Raw genomic sequence first — 15,725 nt, forward strand, 5'->3', positions numbered from 1 at the left:
CTTCCCGATGAACTTTTCCCATCCCAAAGCCGACGTCTATGTCCCCGGTGGCGCGCTGCCGCCCGCCGCCGCGCTCGCCAAGGTCACCCACCTGTGCATCGGCGCGCACCAGGACGACATCGAGATCATGGCCCACGCGGGCATCTGTGACTGCCTCGACACCCCAGGCAAGGCCTTCGGCGGGGTGGTCGTGACCAACGGCGCCGGCTCCTCCCGCACCGGTCCCTTTGCCGCCTACACCGACGAGCAGATGCAGGACATCCGCCGCCTCGAACAGCGCAAGGCCGCCGATCTCGGGAGCTACGCGATCCAGATTCAACTCGCCCACCCCAGCGCCGAGGTGAAGCGCCCCGGGCAACCCGGGGTCGCCGCCGACCTGCTGGCGATTTTCGCCGGCTGTCAGCCCGAGGTGGTTTATCTGCACCAACCCGCCGACAAACACGACACCCACATCGGCGTGCTGGCGCGGTGTTTGGAGGCGATTCGGGCGCTGCCCGTGGAGCGCCGCCCGCGCCGCGTGCTCGGTTGCGAAGTCTGGCGCGACCTCGACTGGATGATCGACACCGACAAGGTCGCGCTCGATTCCGGCCGCCGGCTCGAACTGGCCGCGGATTTGTTAAAGGTGTTCGATTCCCAGATCAGCGGCGGCAAACGCTACGACCTGGCCACGATCGGCCGACGCGCGGCCAACGCCACTTATCACACCTCGCACGCCTCCGACAAAACCGAGGGCATCACCTGGGCGATGGACCTGACGCCACTGGTGACCGCGCCGACGCTCGATCTGGCCGGCTACACGCAGGGCTATATCGACCGGTTACGCGCCGATGTAACCGGTCGCATCCAGCGGCTGGGCGGGTAACCGGAACGCCGAGCTCCAGCTCGGCTCGAGGCCTTTGGGCGGGGGCCCGCTCAGGCCGAGCTGAAGCTCGGCGCTCCGTGCGTTCAACAGAAGCTAGTCCATCCCTCCGACTCGAAACGACTCCGTCGTCCCGCTACGCCGTGCAGGCGGCCAGATTCTTGGCTCCGTGACGTAACGGGATCGCGAAGAGCTTTTGTTTTCAGCTCGGATTTAACCAAGCCGTACGCGGGACCACTCCTGCTGGCGGTGAAACGAAAGCTCCCGGTGCGGGGAAGATGAATAATTCTCAATCACCATGTGAGCGGCGGCGCGAACACCGTCTATTTCTGGCGGTTACAAAATCACCTGTCGTAAAAGCCGATGACCGGCCCCGCCAGGGGCCGGCTTTCGAGACTGGTCAGCTTGCGGGTTCGTCGGCCAGGCGGTCTTTCATGCGGTAGGATTTGCCCTCGATGACGACGGTCTGGGCCCGGTGCAGTAGGCGGTCCAGGATCGCCGCGGTGATGCCAGCGTCGTTGTTAAAGATCCCTGCCCAGTGTTTGTAGGCCTTGTTGGTGGTGACGATCAGCGAGCCGCGTTCGTAGCGTTGGCTGACGATCTGGAAGAGCAGGTCGGCCCCCGACTTGTCGAGCGGCAGGTAGCCGACCTCATCGAGCACGAGCACCGCAGGGGTCATGTAACGCTTCAACTCGGCTTGCAACCGGTGCAGGGACTGGGCGGTGACCAGGGCGTTGATCGCGTCCACCGCCGTCGTAAACAGCACCGTGTAACCCGCCTGGCAGGCCGCGTAGCCCAACGCGCTCGCGAGATGTGTCTTCCCAAGCCCCACACCACCGCAAAACACCACGTTGGTGCGCTCCTTCACAAAACCCAGTTCGAAGAGGTGCCGCACCTGCGCTTCGTTCAACTCCTTGGGCCAGTCCCACTGGAACTGGTCGACGGTTTTCTTGACCGGGAAGCGCGCTGCCTGGATGCGCCGCTCCAGCGCCCGGATCTGGCGGTCCTGGGTCTCGGCCTGCACCAGTCGGCGTAAAAATTCGGCGTGCGAACAGCGCGCCTTGGCCGCCTCGGCGGTCAGTTCGCCGTGGTGACGCAACAGGTAACCGAGTTTCAGATACTTGAGCTGGTCTTTTAATAAATCGGGTTTTTCGGGTTCTGTTTTCATTGGGTATAGGGGCTTAAATCCGGGGGACGCAGTTCGAGTTCCAGTGCGGCCAACGCGTCGGCGCGGGTGAGGTGGATCGGCCCGGCTTGCGGCAAGGCCCGCGCGCGTTGTTCGAGCAAGTTGAGGATGTAATCGCTGGAGTAGGCGCCGAGTTCATGGGCGCTTTCGATCGCCCGGCCGACTGCCTCCGTTCCATACAGGGCCACCAAACCCACGATAGTCGCCAGGTGGTGTCCCGCGTTGAGCCGGCGCTCCTCCAGCCCCCGTTGGTAGGCGGGTGCCGCCGGGCTCAGTTCCAAAAACCGTAGCCGCAGGCGCTGCCGCGCCCCCTGCCGTTTGCGCTCCTCGAGTTCGCGCACATGCTCGGGGTTTTCCACATCGGCGCGGCGGGCAAAACTGCGGGCATGCTCGGCCACCAGGGTGCGGTCCGCATAAAACCTCACCTGCGCCCCCTCGATCTGCGCGGTGAGTAGCGCCCCGGCAAACTTCGTGGGCACCGAGTAGCGGTTCGTTTCGATACTCACCCGGCACCGCCGCGACGCCCGCACGCTTAAGGTGCGCACCGCCGGACTGGCCACCGGGTTAAGCGGCAGGAGCGCAGCGCGCTCCTCGGGCAGCCGGTCCACCGGCCGGCCCTGGGTTTCAGCGTGAACGCGCACGTTGGCCACCGTTTCCAGCCACAAGCTGGCGGCCGGCCCCAGCTCGGTAAACCCGTTCATCTGCCGCCCGCCAAGGAAGCTTTTTTTCACGTAACCCACCGCGTTTTCCACCATGCCCTTGGACTGCGGATGCCCCGGCCCGCACGCTTTTATCGTAAACCCGTAGTGCCGGGCAAAGTCCAGGTACTGGGCGTTGTACACCGGGTCGGTCCCGGGCACATGCGAGAGGACGGCCGTCTTGCAGTTGTCCACCATCACCTCGCGCGGCACCCCGCCGAGTTTTTCAAAGGCGCGCCGGTGACAGCCCAGCCACCACTCCTGGCCCTGCCCGAGGGTAAATTCCACATGCAGGAACCGGCTGTACCCCAAAACCATGACGAAAAAACTTAAAGCCCGCCGGGTGCCGTCCACCTCCACCGCGCCAAAACTGCCCCAGTCCACCTGCGCGGTCTGGCCGGGGGCAAACTTGAGGGTAAGAAACGCCTCCAGGTTCCTCGGCCGCACCCGCCGCACGTAGTCTTTCAAAATTGAATACCCGCCCGTGTACCCCCGCTCGCGCACCTTTTGCCAGAGCTGCATGGCGGTGAACGGATGGGCCTCCAGCCAGCGCGCGATCGCCGGCTTGTGCACGTCGAGCTTGCTTGGCCTAGGCACCTGCGCGGCCTGGCTGCGCACGTACTTTTCCTGCGCCTGCCAGCGCCTCACCGTCTGCACGTGCAACTGGAGCGAGCGGGCGATTTGCGGCGCACTGTGACCGGCCGCCTCCGCCTGTTTTATCCGGCAATACAGTTCGTAATCGATCACGCGCCCACCTCCCGGCTCGGCGGCGGCGTTGCCGCCAGCGTGTGCGTTGGCCTGCCCCGGTCCAAGGAGAGCACCTGGTAAAGTGGCGCGGCGTAGGCGATCACCCCGGCCTCGATTAACTGCCGGCGCGCCTCGACCAGGCCGTCCTCGCTGAGCGTGAGCAGCCGGGCCAGGGTGCGCGTGGCGTAGTAACTCAGCCCGTCGGCGTCGCCCACGGTGACCAGGACCAGATAGAGGCCCCAGGCGGGGGCACTGGCCCGCCCCAGGTAATTGCCCCGCACCAGCCGGTGGTCCAGCCAGCTAAACTGGGCCGGCGTGCGCCGGAGTTGTTCGCGATCGATCGGTTGTTTTTGCATAATCGGGCGGCTGGACGTCGATGCCCAGGATCACCCGCCCCCGGGATTGCAGGTGTCGCAGCATGGGTTCGAGGTCCTCTTGTAACGTCACTCCGGCGAACTGCGCGATAAGCCCCACGAGCACAGGGTTTTGCGACTCCCATCTGTCTTGTAACGGCACGCAGGGATTCGGTAACGCCACCTCGGCGACCGGCTCGGCTTTAGGCTGGTGCACAACGGATTGCGTAGTTGGGATGTCTTGTAACGCCACCCGCCGTCGCGGCCCCCTCCGCCTTGAGTACCCCGGATTGGCCTTCCGCCACTCCTGCACCCGTTGGACATTTTCTGGGCCTTTCCAGTGGTCGAGGTTCTCCGGCTTCGCCAACCATTTGGCCTGACTGGCCGCCCGGCTCGCCCGTCGGCATCCCGGCTTCCCGCAGTAGCGCTGACGCTCGCGGTTATGCGCGTCGGGCAGAAAGAAATCGACACAGTGCAAACACTTGCGTGAACCGGTTGGATGCATCGCTGTGCATCCGCCAAGCGTCCCGCCGGTTCAATCTCCACCCATTCGCACCCCTCATATCCCCAGCCGGACAGGGAAGAAAACCCACCCACGGAAGAAGAGTATTACTCTTTTTAAGGGGAAGAAGATCCACCGAAGAAGAAGTGCATTCCTAACCGCCAGAAATAGACGCTTTCCCGCTCGCCGCTCACAATCACCAGACCGGTGGGAGTCCGCGTATAATCATAACGCGAAAAGGAAACCAGCCACTCGCTGCCCACCCGCACGGCTTCGTGCTCGCTCAACGGCCCCAGAGGAATCTGGGCGCAGACCGTCCATTGTTTATTCTTACGATTAATCGCCACCCCACTGGCGATCGGCAGATCCATAAAGGTAAAGGCGTGGACTTCCCCTTCCCTCACCCCGGCTTTATCCTGCGGGAAACGCACTTGATATTGCTGATTTCCCGGCGTGACGTGGAATTCATAATAAGCCTCCTGGCCCACCGGTTTGATAAAAACCTCAAACACATCGCCCACCAAATACGCTTCTTCATTAAAGGCGGTGGCGGGATTGAATATATCCTGATCCGGCAGGATGGCCTGGACCAATAAATCCCGGCCATACCAGGCAAACCGGACGGTACCGCCGTCATTTGATTCAGGGCCTTTCCACGCCTGGTGCAGAGTCAGCACCGGCTCGGCGACCGCCGGACGGTGCGCCCAGCTGAACAGGTAAATTGCGTCAAAGCACGGACAGTTGATCGTCATGGGTTCGATTGTGTAATAAGTAGAGCCTGTCCCAAATTTCCGGATTTTTAAAAAGTGCGCAGAGGTCCATTGGGATTGCGGGCGAACGAGGTGGCACGAATCACCCCAGCGACGTTAAACGGCGGCCCGAATCGATTTTTCCCGCCCCCAAGCGCGGTAGTAAGGTACGGCAAAGCCGGGGCGAGCCCCAGGGTTATTCACATTTTTGCCGGAAAATTGAATTAAGCGGCCAGCGGAAGTGTTATTTCCTCGGCAAGGATTCGTGACACCAGCCAGAGGTTGTGACCGAGTACACTCCAACCCACCGAACGGTAGCGGTTGGCAAACCCTTTACAGCGCAAGCGTCCGCCGAGGCGTTGTTTGAGGATCGCAATGCGCGCTTCGGTCGCCGAACGGCGCCGCTGCAATTGGGCGAAGCGTTTTTCGCTCAAACGCTCCTTGAGCGCGTGCGGATCACGCGGGCATACCGCATCGTAAACGTCTTGTTGCTTGAGCATTGCGGAAGTTTTTTTGGTGGCGAAGCCGCGGTCGGTGCCGACCGCGCTAATCGGCGCACTCAGGTCAAAGCGGTTCTGCCGCGCCAGGCTTTCCTCGAGTTGGCACCATTCTGCCGGAGCCGCGCCCTGGTAGAGTTGCCAGTCGGTGATTAAACCGGAGAGCGCCTCGCTCAACAGCAACGAGTTGCCAAACTCGACTTGGCTCCCTGCTTTGCCGCGAACCAGTACGTTCACATCAAGTTCATGCACGCTGAGGATCTTTTGGTCGTTGGGCACCGGGCGTCCGCCGATGATGCGCTCGTGGGCCTGCTTGATGACGGCGGGCAGTTGGCCGAGCATAGCGTCGATGCGGGTGGTTATCCGCTTGGTTTGGCGTTGGCTGTAATGGGTTTGGCTATACTTCTGCGCCAACAGGTCGCGGTGGCGGCGGGCATGTTCTCCGATCGTGCGTAACAGCGTCTTCATCTTGCGCAGGATCTGTTTACGCGCGCGCTTGGCGTCGTTGCGGCGGCCTGCGTGGGTCATTGACATGCACAACTTGTTCATCTGCTTGGCAAAGCACTCCGGCTCTTCAGGCATACGGTGGAGCAGTCCAGCGCGGCGGATTAAAATCATGGCCTTGAGCAAAGTCTTGGACACATCACGCAACAGCACCCAGTCCACCGGGAAGTGGATGTTGGTCTCCAAGCACGTGCCGTCGATGAGGCAAACATCCATGTCCAGCGGCGCGCTCAACCCGAGTTCAGTGGCGCGATCCTTCTCGCCGCACATCTCCACCAACACTTGCCCCATCCAGCGCACCTGTTCGGCGGTGAAAAACTTCGAGGCCCGCTCCAGCACACTTTTGGACGCCCCCTTGATTCCCTCAAGCGTGCGAACACCGCAAAAATCCGCCAGTAAATCACTTGAGGCAATGCTACGGGAAAGCTCGCGAAAGGATATGTTGCCCAAATGCACCCGCAACACTTCAAAGCGTAACGCTTTGAGCGCAAACTCCATACGCTGGCGTAGTTGTGCGACACTGGCTTGGCCTGCCCCCGCCTTGGCAAAGTCCATCGCCATCGTCTCCAAGTGGCTGCCACGCAACAACGCGTCGAGTCCTTCCAATTGCTGGCGAAACTCGGCGTAATCTTTATTGGCACCGACTGGCGTTAGCGCCGGACGCAACCAGCGTTGCAGGGCAATGGCCGAGGTGGCGGATACGGGTTTTGACTTCATGGCCGATTATAGCGGCTTTTTTTGGTTCTTCCCGTTTTGTTGTGGGTTCGGGCATAAAAGCAGCTAAAAAGTAAAGATGAGCATAAGCGCACATGAACATTACCGGCGGTTGCTGTTGCTGCCGGAACCGTGGGAAGTAACCAAAGTGGAGGAAGACATTCTCGGACTAAACGTGACGGTCTGGTTACGATGGCCAGACGGGGCCAAGGTGCCGTGCCCAGTGTGCGGTCAGTTGATGCCTATTTACGACCGAATGAAGGAGCGGAGTTGGCGTCACCGTGATGTGATGCAATATCGACTCGAACTGCGGTGCGCGGTGCCCCGCTGCGATTGCGAGGAGCATGGTGTTAAAACGATGCACGTGCCGTGGGCCGAACCAGGCTCGCGGTTCACCTCGCTTTTTGAAAGCTTTGCCGTGGCCGTGATCGCCTCTAGCCGATCGCTAAGCCAAGCCGCCGAGTTGCTGGGACTTCATTGGGATAGTGTACAACGTATAATCGATCAGGCTGTTGAGCGAGGCTTGGCGCGGCGAAACCTCGACGGCATCACCCGAGTTGGCTTAGACGAAAAGAGTTTTTTGCGCGGTCAAAGCTACGTTTCATTGATGACCGATCTCACCGGTCGGCGGGTACTGGACGTGGTTCCAGGCCGGGATACAGGGAGTGGGTTAAAGCTTTGGGCATCATTATCAAAGGAGCAAATTGACGGGATTGAAGCCGTCGCGATGGACATGGGTGCATCCTTCATCGCCGCCACCCACCAGGCCGCGCCCAACGCTGACATCGTTCACGACCGCTTTCATGTTTCAAAGCCTATGAACGAGGCGGTCGATCATACCCGCCGGGATGAGGCCGCTGAACTCGCTGCCAAAGGCGATGACATCTTAAAACGCACTCGCTTTCTTTGGCTGCATGGCATCGTTCCTGATGACCGCAAAGAGCACTTCGAGGCGCTGCTGGAGTCCAATCTTCGTACGGCCAAGGCATGGGCTTATAAAGAGCAGCTGGTCGAGTTTTGGGGACAACCCAACGCCGATGCGGGTAATACTTTCTTCCAGCTGTGGTATCGCTCGGTTATGAGTAGCCGCCTGCCCAGAGTCAAAAAAGTAGCAAAGTCACTAAAAGCCCATCTGGCCGGATTACTGACTTACTTTAAGCACCGTATTTCGAATGCACTCACCGAGGGTTTTAATTCAAAAATCCAAGCAATTAAAGCCGATGCTCGTGGCTTCCGTAAGTTCGAAAACTATCGCACCCGTATTCTTTTCTTTTGTGGTAAACTCGACCTCGAGCCTAATTTCCCCCCAGCCCTAACCCACAGTATTCCGTGAAGAACCCTTTTTTTGACCAAAACCAGGGAATTACCCCTCTTTAGGCATCATTAAACTTATGCTAATAGTTCACTGCTAGGTTTTTATGCTTTCGGGACAGGCTCTAAGTAGTAACATTCAAGATGTCGGATAAAACCCGATTGTCTCGCGAAGTATTCGAAGGGAGCGAAGGAACTGCCTGAGTTGCTTTGGGGTTGGTACTTCTTCCGGCTTCGCTCCCTTCGCGAGACAAAGGATTCGGGCTCGGGCATGTGCAGTACGGCGTTGGGGTTTAGCCCTAGTCTTAATATCAACTCAATGACTCGAACCCTTTAGCCGCAAAAAACGCAGAGTTCGCAGAGAACTACAGTGTAGGTTCTTTGCGTACTTTGCGTTCTTTTGCGGTTAAACCGCCTTGATTGGCTCCGACCGATAGAATGTTACTGCCGACTAAGTATTATTTCTTGCCGCGATGACGGGCGACGATCGCCTGCAACTCCTTGTCGGCCGCTTCAATCCGGGCCACCAGACGCAACTGGTTGCGGGCACGGTCGAGGTTATGGCCTGGGCGTTTGGTTTTGAAATAGACGTCGCCTTGTAAGTAATCGGTTAAGAAACGCAGACCGACCTCGTAGGTCATCAGCTTGCCCGCGAAAATCAGATTATCCCACTCAGCCGGAGTAAGAATATCGCCAGCACCGGCAATATAGCCTTCCACAATCGCATCCACCACGGGGAGTGAAACTTGGATTTTCTCCTGATCAATTTCGTCCTCGGCGGCGGTGTTGCCGGCGAAACGCACCAAATCACCGAAATCATAGAGCGACAGGCCGGGCATGACGGTATCTAGGTCGATCACGCAGATGCCTGCACCGGTGGCGTCATCGAGCATCACATTATTCAATTTAGTATCATTGTGGGTGACGCGCTCGGGAATTTTCCCCGCGGCGACCAGCGCGAGCAGGCGGCCGGCATCGGCCTCGCGAGCGAAAGCGAAATCGAGTTCGGCCTGCACTTCTTTTTTGCGCCCAGCGACGTCGGCCTCGGCGGCTTTACGCAACGCGGCGAAACGCGACACGGTGTTGTGGAAGTTGGGGATCGTCTCGTGGAGGCGAGTACCGGGCAGGTCGGCCAAGGCCTGCTGAAACAGACCGAAGGCGCGGGCGGCCTCACGGGCCTGGGCGGGTTTTTCTACCGCATCGTAGGTGCGGGCTTTTTCGATAAAAAGATAAACGCGCCAGAAATTACCGCAGGCAGTTTTATAAAACGGGGCGCCGTCGCGGGTGAGCACCAAGGTGAGTGCGGCCCGGCTGTCGCCACCGGCCGTTTTGGCGACTACGTGGGCGGTCACCCGGCTGATGTTTTCCATCAACTCGGGCACGTTTTTAAAGATATTATGATTTACCCGCTGAAAGATATAGCGAACGGGTGCGCCGGCTTGGTCAAAGCAGAGCGCGTAGGTGTCGTTGATATGACCGCTGCCGTAGCGGTCGAAACTCACCAGCTTGCCGTGAAGGGCAAACTGGGCGGCGATGGCGCGCATTTCGTCGAGAGAAAGAGTGGTAGCAGGGGACATGTGATTCAGGCGTAATGCTAATTCTTGATTAAAATATGACGGCAATTCGGCATTGGCCAGGGACGGCCAACCCTACAAAAAGCAAGCGGTGTAGCGTTGGCCGTCCTCGGCCAATTCAACTCATTTTGAGAACGGATTGAATGAGTGATTATTGTATATAAAAATTCCGAATGCGGTGCGGCCGTTAGGCCTGCGGCGAGGTCACCGCAGTGGCAGCCAGGGTGGCCTTGAGGCCGTTCATCACTCCGTGGGCGGGCTTCCAACCGGCGGCCATCAGTTTGGCCGGACTGGCTTGAGAGTGGCGGATGTCGCCGGTGCGTTCCGGCGCGTTTTTGATCTCCGAAACCGAACCGGACTCCGCGAGGATGATCCGGGCGAGTTCGGCAATGCTCATCGATTGACCATAACCGGCGTTATATACTCCGGTGACTCCGGGACTCTGCGCCAAAAAGGCGAGCGCGCCGACGATGTCTTTCACATAAATAAAATCCCGAGTCTGGCCGCCATCGCCAAAGATGGTGATCGGCTGACCGGCGAGGGCCTTCTGTATAAAAATCGGCACGGCGGCGGCGTAGGCGCCGGACGGATCTTGGCGCGGGCCAAAAACATTAAAGAAACGCAGAGCGGCGGTTTCGAGCCAGCCCTCGCGACTATACAGGGAACAATAATATTCACCGTCGAGTTTGGTGATCCCATACGGGCTGCGCGGGTCGGGCGTCATCGTCTCGACCTTGGGCTGCACCGGGTTTTCCCCATAAACGGCGGCCGAACTGGCGAAACAGAGTTTTTTCACCCCGTGCTTTTTGGCGGCAGCGAGCACGTTGAGCAGGCCCTGGACGTTGATCTCCACCGTCTCGGCGTGCAGCGACATCGACTCGGGCACGCTGACCAGCGCGGCCAGGTGGAAAACGTAGTCAACCCCCGCCATCACGCGGTCGAGCAAGGCCTTATCGAGAATAGAACCCTCGATCAGCTCGCACTTCAGGCCGGCGAGGTTTTTGCGATGGCCGGTGCGGAAGTTGTCCAACACCACGACCTCGGCCTGGTTTTGGTAATGCTCGACGAGGTGGCTGCCGATAAAACCGGAGCCGCCGGTGATGAGGATTTTCATGGGGTACTGTAACTACGGGTTATTGCGCGGACAGGGACGCGGGGTATTCGCCGGCGGCGACGAGCTTGGCGATCTCAGCGGTGACGAGGGGCTTGTCATCGCGGTAGGTGACGCCGAACCAGGAGCCGCTGCTGGTGAGCACTTTAACCTGGGCGGTGTTGGCCGCCATCATCCCGGCGACAGCCGAGGGGATATAATACTCGGCCTTGTCGTCGACGGCGGCGCGGGTGTTTAAAAACTCGATCAGGCCGGCCTCCAGCATGGAGAAAATCGCCGGGGTAAAACCAAAAAAGTTCATCGAGACGGTTTCCGCACCGGAGAAGTTCACCCATTCGCCGGCCGCATCTTTATAGCGGGCGCCGGCAGGGGCTTTTTCAATCCCGACGCATTCGATAATCGACTGCAAGTGGCCGGTGCTGTCGGTGGCGCAGACCCCGCGAGCGACGGTGCCGTGATCGGAGAGCGTGCGGTCGAGGCGGTATCCGACCATCGCGAAATTCTGCCGGCCAGCGGACGGGGCGGACTGGGCGAAGAAGTGGGCGAGCGAGCGGTAGGCGTCGGCCCCGTAAAAGTCGTCGGCGTTGATCGCGGCGAAGGGGGTTTTGACGGCATCGCGGGCGCACCAGATGGCGTGGCCGGTGCCGAGCGGCTTGGTGCGGGTGGCCGAAACGCTGCAACCGGCGGGCAGCGTGTCCAGGCCCTGATAGACGTAATCGACGTCGATGCGGTTTTCGTAGCGGCTGCCGATCTTGGCGCGGAACTCGGCGTCGAAATCGCGCCGGATGACAAAGACCACTCGGGTGAAACCGGCGCGAATCGCGTCGAAAATCGAGTAGTCAAGGAGGGTTTCCCCGGAGGGCCCGACGGAGTCGAGCTGCTTGAGGCCGCCGTAGCGGCTTCCCATACCGGCTGCCAAAATGAGCAAGGTGGTGGACATGGGTGGAGACAGACCAAGCCGATGGCAGAAAGCAACACTTTATTTTTGTTGCAAATAACAAAGGTTTGGTCCGCTTTGAGGTTATGCCGAAAAAACCCACCCTGCGGGCCCGCGAGGCCGAACTGACGCTGCTGCGGATGTTGGAAAACAAAAGCCTGGAAGTGTCCGCTCCGCTGCCGGCGGTACGCCAACTGGGGGACGAGCTGGGGTTGTCGTTTGCCACCGTGTCGCGGCTGCTCCAGCGCCTGGTGCGGGAGGGCAAGGCCTGGCAGCACCCGAATGGGCGGTTTTACCCGGTGCACGCCGGCTCGCAGGCGGCGGCGGGGCTGCCGATCGTGGTGCTCGGGCGCCAAATCCAGCGCTGGAGCCGGCTCTACCAGGAGATCATCGAGGGGGTGTCGGAGAGCTGCGCCCAACTGGGCTGCCCGCTGATGTTTTTGTCCTCGGAAAAACTGGTGGAGCACGCCACGCCGGCTCACCCGCCGGCGTTTGCCCCGGGAGCGGTGCAAGCGGAGGAGTTGCAACGCCTGGCCGACGCGGTGCCGCGGCTGTGTGCGGGGATTTTATTGGACCACCTTTGGGCGGAGACCTTGATCGCGACGACGCGCTTTCCGGCGGTGCCGCGCCTGCTGTTGGCGCGGGGTTCGCAATTGGGCGAACTCGATTCGCTTGCGCCGGATTTCGCGGCGGGGGCGCGGGTGCTGTTGGGGCAACTGCGCGCCGAGGGCTGCGAGCGGGTGTTTTTGGGGGTGCCGTTTGCGGGCGACCCGGCGGTGGATGCGGCCGGCGCAGCCTTGGGCGCGGAGGCCAAGGCTGAGGGTTGGCCCGCGGTGGAGTCGCTCGACTGCTCCACCCCGGAGGCCCGAGCGGCGTCGGTGGGCAAGTTGCGCGGGTTAACCGGCCGGTTTGGCCTGGTTTGCGCCGAGGACAACGTGACGGTGATGTTGGCCGAGGAATTGGCCCGGGGCGGGCGCGGGGCCAAGGGGAAGATCACATTGGCAGGCATGCAGGGCACCGGGGAAATCCGGGGGCAGGTGCTGCGGCTGCGTTATAATTATCGGCAGATGGGCCGGGAGGCGGTGGCTGCGGTGGTGGCTCGCCGCCAGGGCAGTCGGCTGATCGGCCCGAACGTCTAGGCGAGCGGAAGTGCGTCGGGGATTTAATTGGAAGCCACGAAAGTCGGCGGTCAATCCGTGTAGCCGTTTAACCATCGCTCAAAATAGCCTGCCCGAAGACCAAAGTAGCGGTCGAGCACGAGAGACAGGTCAATATCGGCGAAGCTATCGTCACTGCCACTAGCAAAATTGGCGACTTCTTTGGCGTAATTACGATTCGAATTATCTGCGCTCGGTGGAAGTGACTTTGCACTCTTTTCGGACAGGCCTGATAAGGTTAGCAATACCGCTTCCTAGAAGCGTCGCACGGACTGATTTCAGGGACTGTGTAAAGTCGTCGGGGTAAGTTCGGGTTTCGGTTGGCATGACTTCTGCCTCCCACCACACCCGAATTTACAGATGTAAATCGGTCGGCTCGAGTTCATCCATACGGACTCAATGGCTTCTTCCTGCCCATGCCTAAAAGACCCAGTTTGGTCGGGATGGCTTCGACCGTCTTACAATGGGTTAACCACCGCAATAATGCCCCAAATCGCCCCCACGAGGAATCACCAGGAAAATGTAGGTCTTTGAACAATGCTGCGTCCATTTAAGAAACACCGAAAATAGAATCCAATATTAAACAAATACTTAGAAACTAATAAAATAAAATTAATTAATGTATAAGTTAAAAAAAGTAATCCCTATAAAACACTTTACGCATACACACGAATGTCATGACGAGTGCGGTGCGGCCTAGAAAAGGCGCCCATTTACAGGGCTAAAGGAGCACCTCTCGCCCTTACGGCCCTCCTGCCGTAAACCTGAAACCCACTACCGTTTCGGCTCAGGCGTCACTCGCAATAGTGCCGTGGGCGCAACCGGTCACAGCCGACCAAAACCGTACCGCCTGCCCGGCATGGTCCAGCATTGCCCCGGCCGCCATGCGCCCGCGCAGGTCCCTGCCTATGTTGGCCAGCCCGACAGGGTCCGCCACCAAACCCACAGCGATACGCACGTACTCATCTTCGGATACAGCCACCCACTCGGGGTGCCCGCAGGCGGCCAGCAGAGAAACCCCGACCCGACTGCGGTGCTCTTCACCTGCCAGCGTGACGACCGGACGCCCCATCCACAGGGCCTCGCAGGTCGTCGTGGTGCCGTGATAGGGCACCGGGTCGAGCGCCACATCTACCCGGGCGTACAGCTCCAGATGCGCCTGCGACGAGCGCGTACGGTCGATCATCTCCACCCGGGCGGCATCCACTCCCACCGAGGAAAAACGGGCAGCCATACGATCCCGCATTGCTGCGCCATCGAACCCATGGCCCTTGAGCAACAAGCGCGAGCCGGGCACAGCCTGCAAAATCCGCGCCCATAACCGCAGCGTTTGCCCGCTCAGCTTCGCCGGATTGTTAAATGATCCAAGCGTCACCGGCGCCCCTCCCGCGCAGGGGGGCGGCGCAGGCACCGGCGCGTCAACCGGCGGTTGGTAAGCCCAGGCGCAGGGCGAATAACGCACCAGCTGCTCCGTATGCAAAGACTCGGTAAGTCCAACGGGGTCGGCAAAGGCGTCGGTCAGACGGTAATCCATCGCCGCCAGACCCGTGGTGTTGGGATAACCGAGGTAGGAAATTTGCACGGGCGCCACCCGCTTTGCGTACAGGGGCAGGCGGTTCAACCCCGTATGCCCGGCCAGATCGATCAACACATCGGGAGAGTCGGCGCGCAGCATCGCCTCCACGGCCCCGTTCGCCAGCCCGCCGATATGCCGCCACTGGGTCGCCAAGCCCTGCAGACGCCCACTGACCTCATCGACCACCGTGTGATCATGGTACAGCCACACCTCGATACCGGCGGGACGCGGATGCGCCAGAAGAGGTTCGAAAAACGACGCCACGGCATGCCGGCGAAAATCACCCGATAGCACCGCCACGCGCAGGGGGCGCCCGCCGGCCGAAACTTGTCCTCGAGGTGCCGGTCGCGTGGCCAGCCCGGCTATTTGCGCCCGCCCGTAGGCGAAATGAGCCTCGCGCAAAGCCTCGGCGCTAACTGTATCCAAATAATTTAAACACAGCAGGCGCGCGCTGCCCGCCTCGGGATGGGCGGGCTCGGCGCGCAGCACCGCCTCGTATTCGGCGACCGCCTCGGGAATGCTAAACGATTCCTGCAGCGCCAGCGCCCGCCCCAGCCGGGCGGCGGTAAACGTCGGCTCGATGGCCAGGGCGCGCTCCAGCGACACCAAGGCGGCCTCGGCCTCATGCAAACAGGCCTGCACGGTGCCCAAGTCCTTCCAGGTATCGGCCACCTTCGGCCAGCGCACGGTAGCCTCCTGATAAAGCGGCAGCGCAGTCATCAATCCCTGAATACGACCGACCAGCTGCGCCACACGGCTGAACGCCCCCTGCTCGTCGGGTTTAAGCCGTACTGCGGCACGGGCCGCCTCCAGCGCCTGGGGCAAACGCCCGGCTTGGTCGTGCACCACCGCTAGGTGCTCCCAAGCCTCCGGCAGTTTTGGATCCACCTCGGTTGCACGCCGCAGCACCTGCTCGGCCTGAACCAATTCGCCGCGCATCCGCCGGACCACTCCAAGTCGCATCAGGCACACCGCCGATTTCGGCATCAGTGTCAGGGCCCGAGTCAGCTGGCTGACGGCCTCATCGAGGCGCCCCAGTTGCATCGCGGCCAAGCCACCCAAATGCCAGCCGTCGAACATCGCCGGCCCCTGCCGCTGGATCTGTTGATAGATCGGATAAGCTGCGGCAAAACGGCCGGCTTGGTGATGGGCGATCGCTTGTTGCAGGGCATGCTGAAGGGGAGTCGGACGCATCGAAAAAGGGGTGGGGGTAAACGACTTGTTGAACCTGAAAAAAATACGGTTCGCGG

Annotated in this window: 12 protein-coding genes; 3 read left to right on the forward strand and 9 right to left on the reverse strand. The window is 60.6% G+C overall.

Annotated elements, in window-relative coordinates; genetic code table 11:
• Positions 1 to 7 precede the first annotated feature (7 nt).
• Complete coding sequence (locus H2170_13940) at positions 8 to 862, forward strand: PIG-L family deacetylase (GenBank protein MCS6301176.1); 855 nt, start codon at positions 8 to 10, stop codon at positions 860 to 862.
• 397 nt (positions 863 to 1,259) lie between these two features.
• Here the strand turns inward: H2170_13940 and H2170_13945 are convergent, their stop codons facing one another.
• The 5 genes from H2170_13945 to H2170_13965 all read right to left on the reverse strand — a co-directional run bounded on the left by H2170_13945 (position 1,260) and on the right by H2170_13965 (position 6,812).
• Complete coding sequence (locus tag H2170_13945) at positions 1,260 to 2,027, reverse strand: ATP-binding protein (protein ID MCS6301177.1); 768 nt, start codon at positions 2,025 to 2,027, stop codon at positions 1,260 to 1,262.
• Positions 2,024 to 3,490 carry an IS21 family transposase gene (locus H2170_13950; protein ID MCS6301178.1) on the reverse strand — a complete coding sequence of 489 codons (1,467 nt, stop codon included), beginning with the start codon at positions 3,488 to 3,490 and terminating at the stop codon, positions 2,024 to 2,026. The genes H2170_13945 and H2170_13950 overlap by 4 nt, the downstream gene beginning before the upstream one ends.
• Complete coding sequence (locus H2170_13955) at positions 3,487 to 3,846, reverse strand: hypothetical protein (protein ID MCS6301179.1); 360 nt, start codon at positions 3,844 to 3,846, stop codon at positions 3,487 to 3,489. Before H2170_13955 ends, H2170_13950 begins: the two co-directional genes overlap by 4 nt.
• A 615-nt stretch (positions 3,847 to 4,461) precedes the next feature.
• A complete protein-coding gene (locus H2170_13960) occupies positions 4,462 to 5,097 on the reverse strand; it encodes a hypothetical protein (protein ID MCS6301180.1) in 636 nt (211 codons plus the stop codon).
• A 221-nt stretch (positions 5,098 to 5,318) separates the two neighbouring features.
• On the reverse strand, positions 5,319 to 6,812 hold the full coding sequence (locus tag H2170_13965) for a hypothetical protein (protein MCS6301181.1): 1,494 nt from the start codon (positions 6,810 to 6,812) through the stop codon (positions 5,319 to 5,321).
• A gap of 76 nt (positions 6,813 to 6,888) precedes the next feature.
• Between H2170_13965 and H2170_13970 the strand changes: the two genes are divergently transcribed.
• The gene (locus tag H2170_13970) at positions 6,889 to 8,142 is read left to right on the forward strand and encodes an ISL3 family transposase (GenBank protein ID MCS6301182.1); all 1,254 of its coding nucleotides are present in this window, start codon (positions 6,889 to 6,891) and stop codon (positions 8,140 to 8,142) included.
• A 436-nt stretch (positions 8,143 to 8,578) separates the two neighbouring features.
• Here the strand turns inward: H2170_13970 and H2170_13975 are convergent, their stop codons facing one another.
• The 3 genes from H2170_13975 to H2170_13985 form a co-directional block, all read right to left on the reverse strand.
• Positions 8,579 to 9,697, reverse strand: coding sequence for an aminoglycoside phosphotransferase family protein (locus tag H2170_13975; protein MCS6301183.1), 1,119 nt, complete (start codon positions 9,695 to 9,697; stop codon positions 8,579 to 8,581).
• A gap of 184 nt (positions 9,698 to 9,881) precedes the next feature.
• Complete coding sequence (locus tag H2170_13980) at positions 9,882 to 10,808, reverse strand: NAD-dependent epimerase/dehydratase family protein (GenBank protein MCS6301184.1); 927 nt, start codon at positions 10,806 to 10,808, stop codon at positions 9,882 to 9,884.
• 19 nt (positions 10,809 to 10,827) lie between these two features.
• On the reverse strand, positions 10,828 to 11,745 hold the full coding sequence (locus tag H2170_13985) for an NTP transferase domain-containing protein (protein MCS6301185.1): 918 nt from the start codon (positions 11,743 to 11,745) through the stop codon (positions 10,828 to 10,830).
• 83 nt (positions 11,746 to 11,828) lie between these two features.
• Here H2170_13985 and H2170_13990 point away from each other — a divergent pair, with 83 nt between their 5' ends.
• Positions 11,829 to 12,881: a GntR family transcriptional regulator gene (locus H2170_13990; GenBank protein ID MCS6301186.1), complete on the forward strand. Its 1,053-nt coding sequence runs from the start codon at positions 11,829 to 11,831 to the stop codon at positions 12,879 to 12,881.
• An 805-nt stretch (positions 12,882 to 13,686) separates the two neighbouring features.
• Here the strand turns inward: H2170_13990 and H2170_13995 are convergent.
• Positions 13,687 to 15,669 carry a tetratricopeptide repeat protein gene (locus H2170_13995; GenBank protein MCS6301187.1) on the reverse strand — a complete coding sequence of 661 codons (1,983 nt, stop codon included), beginning with the start codon at positions 15,667 to 15,669 and terminating at the stop codon, positions 13,687 to 13,689.
• Between the last annotated feature and the right edge of the window lie 56 nt (positions 15,670 to 15,725).

This window comes from Opitutus sp. (assembly GCA_024998815.1).
Taxonomy (GTDB): Bacteria; Verrucomicrobiota; Verrucomicrobiia; order Opitutales; family Opitutaceae; genus Rariglobus.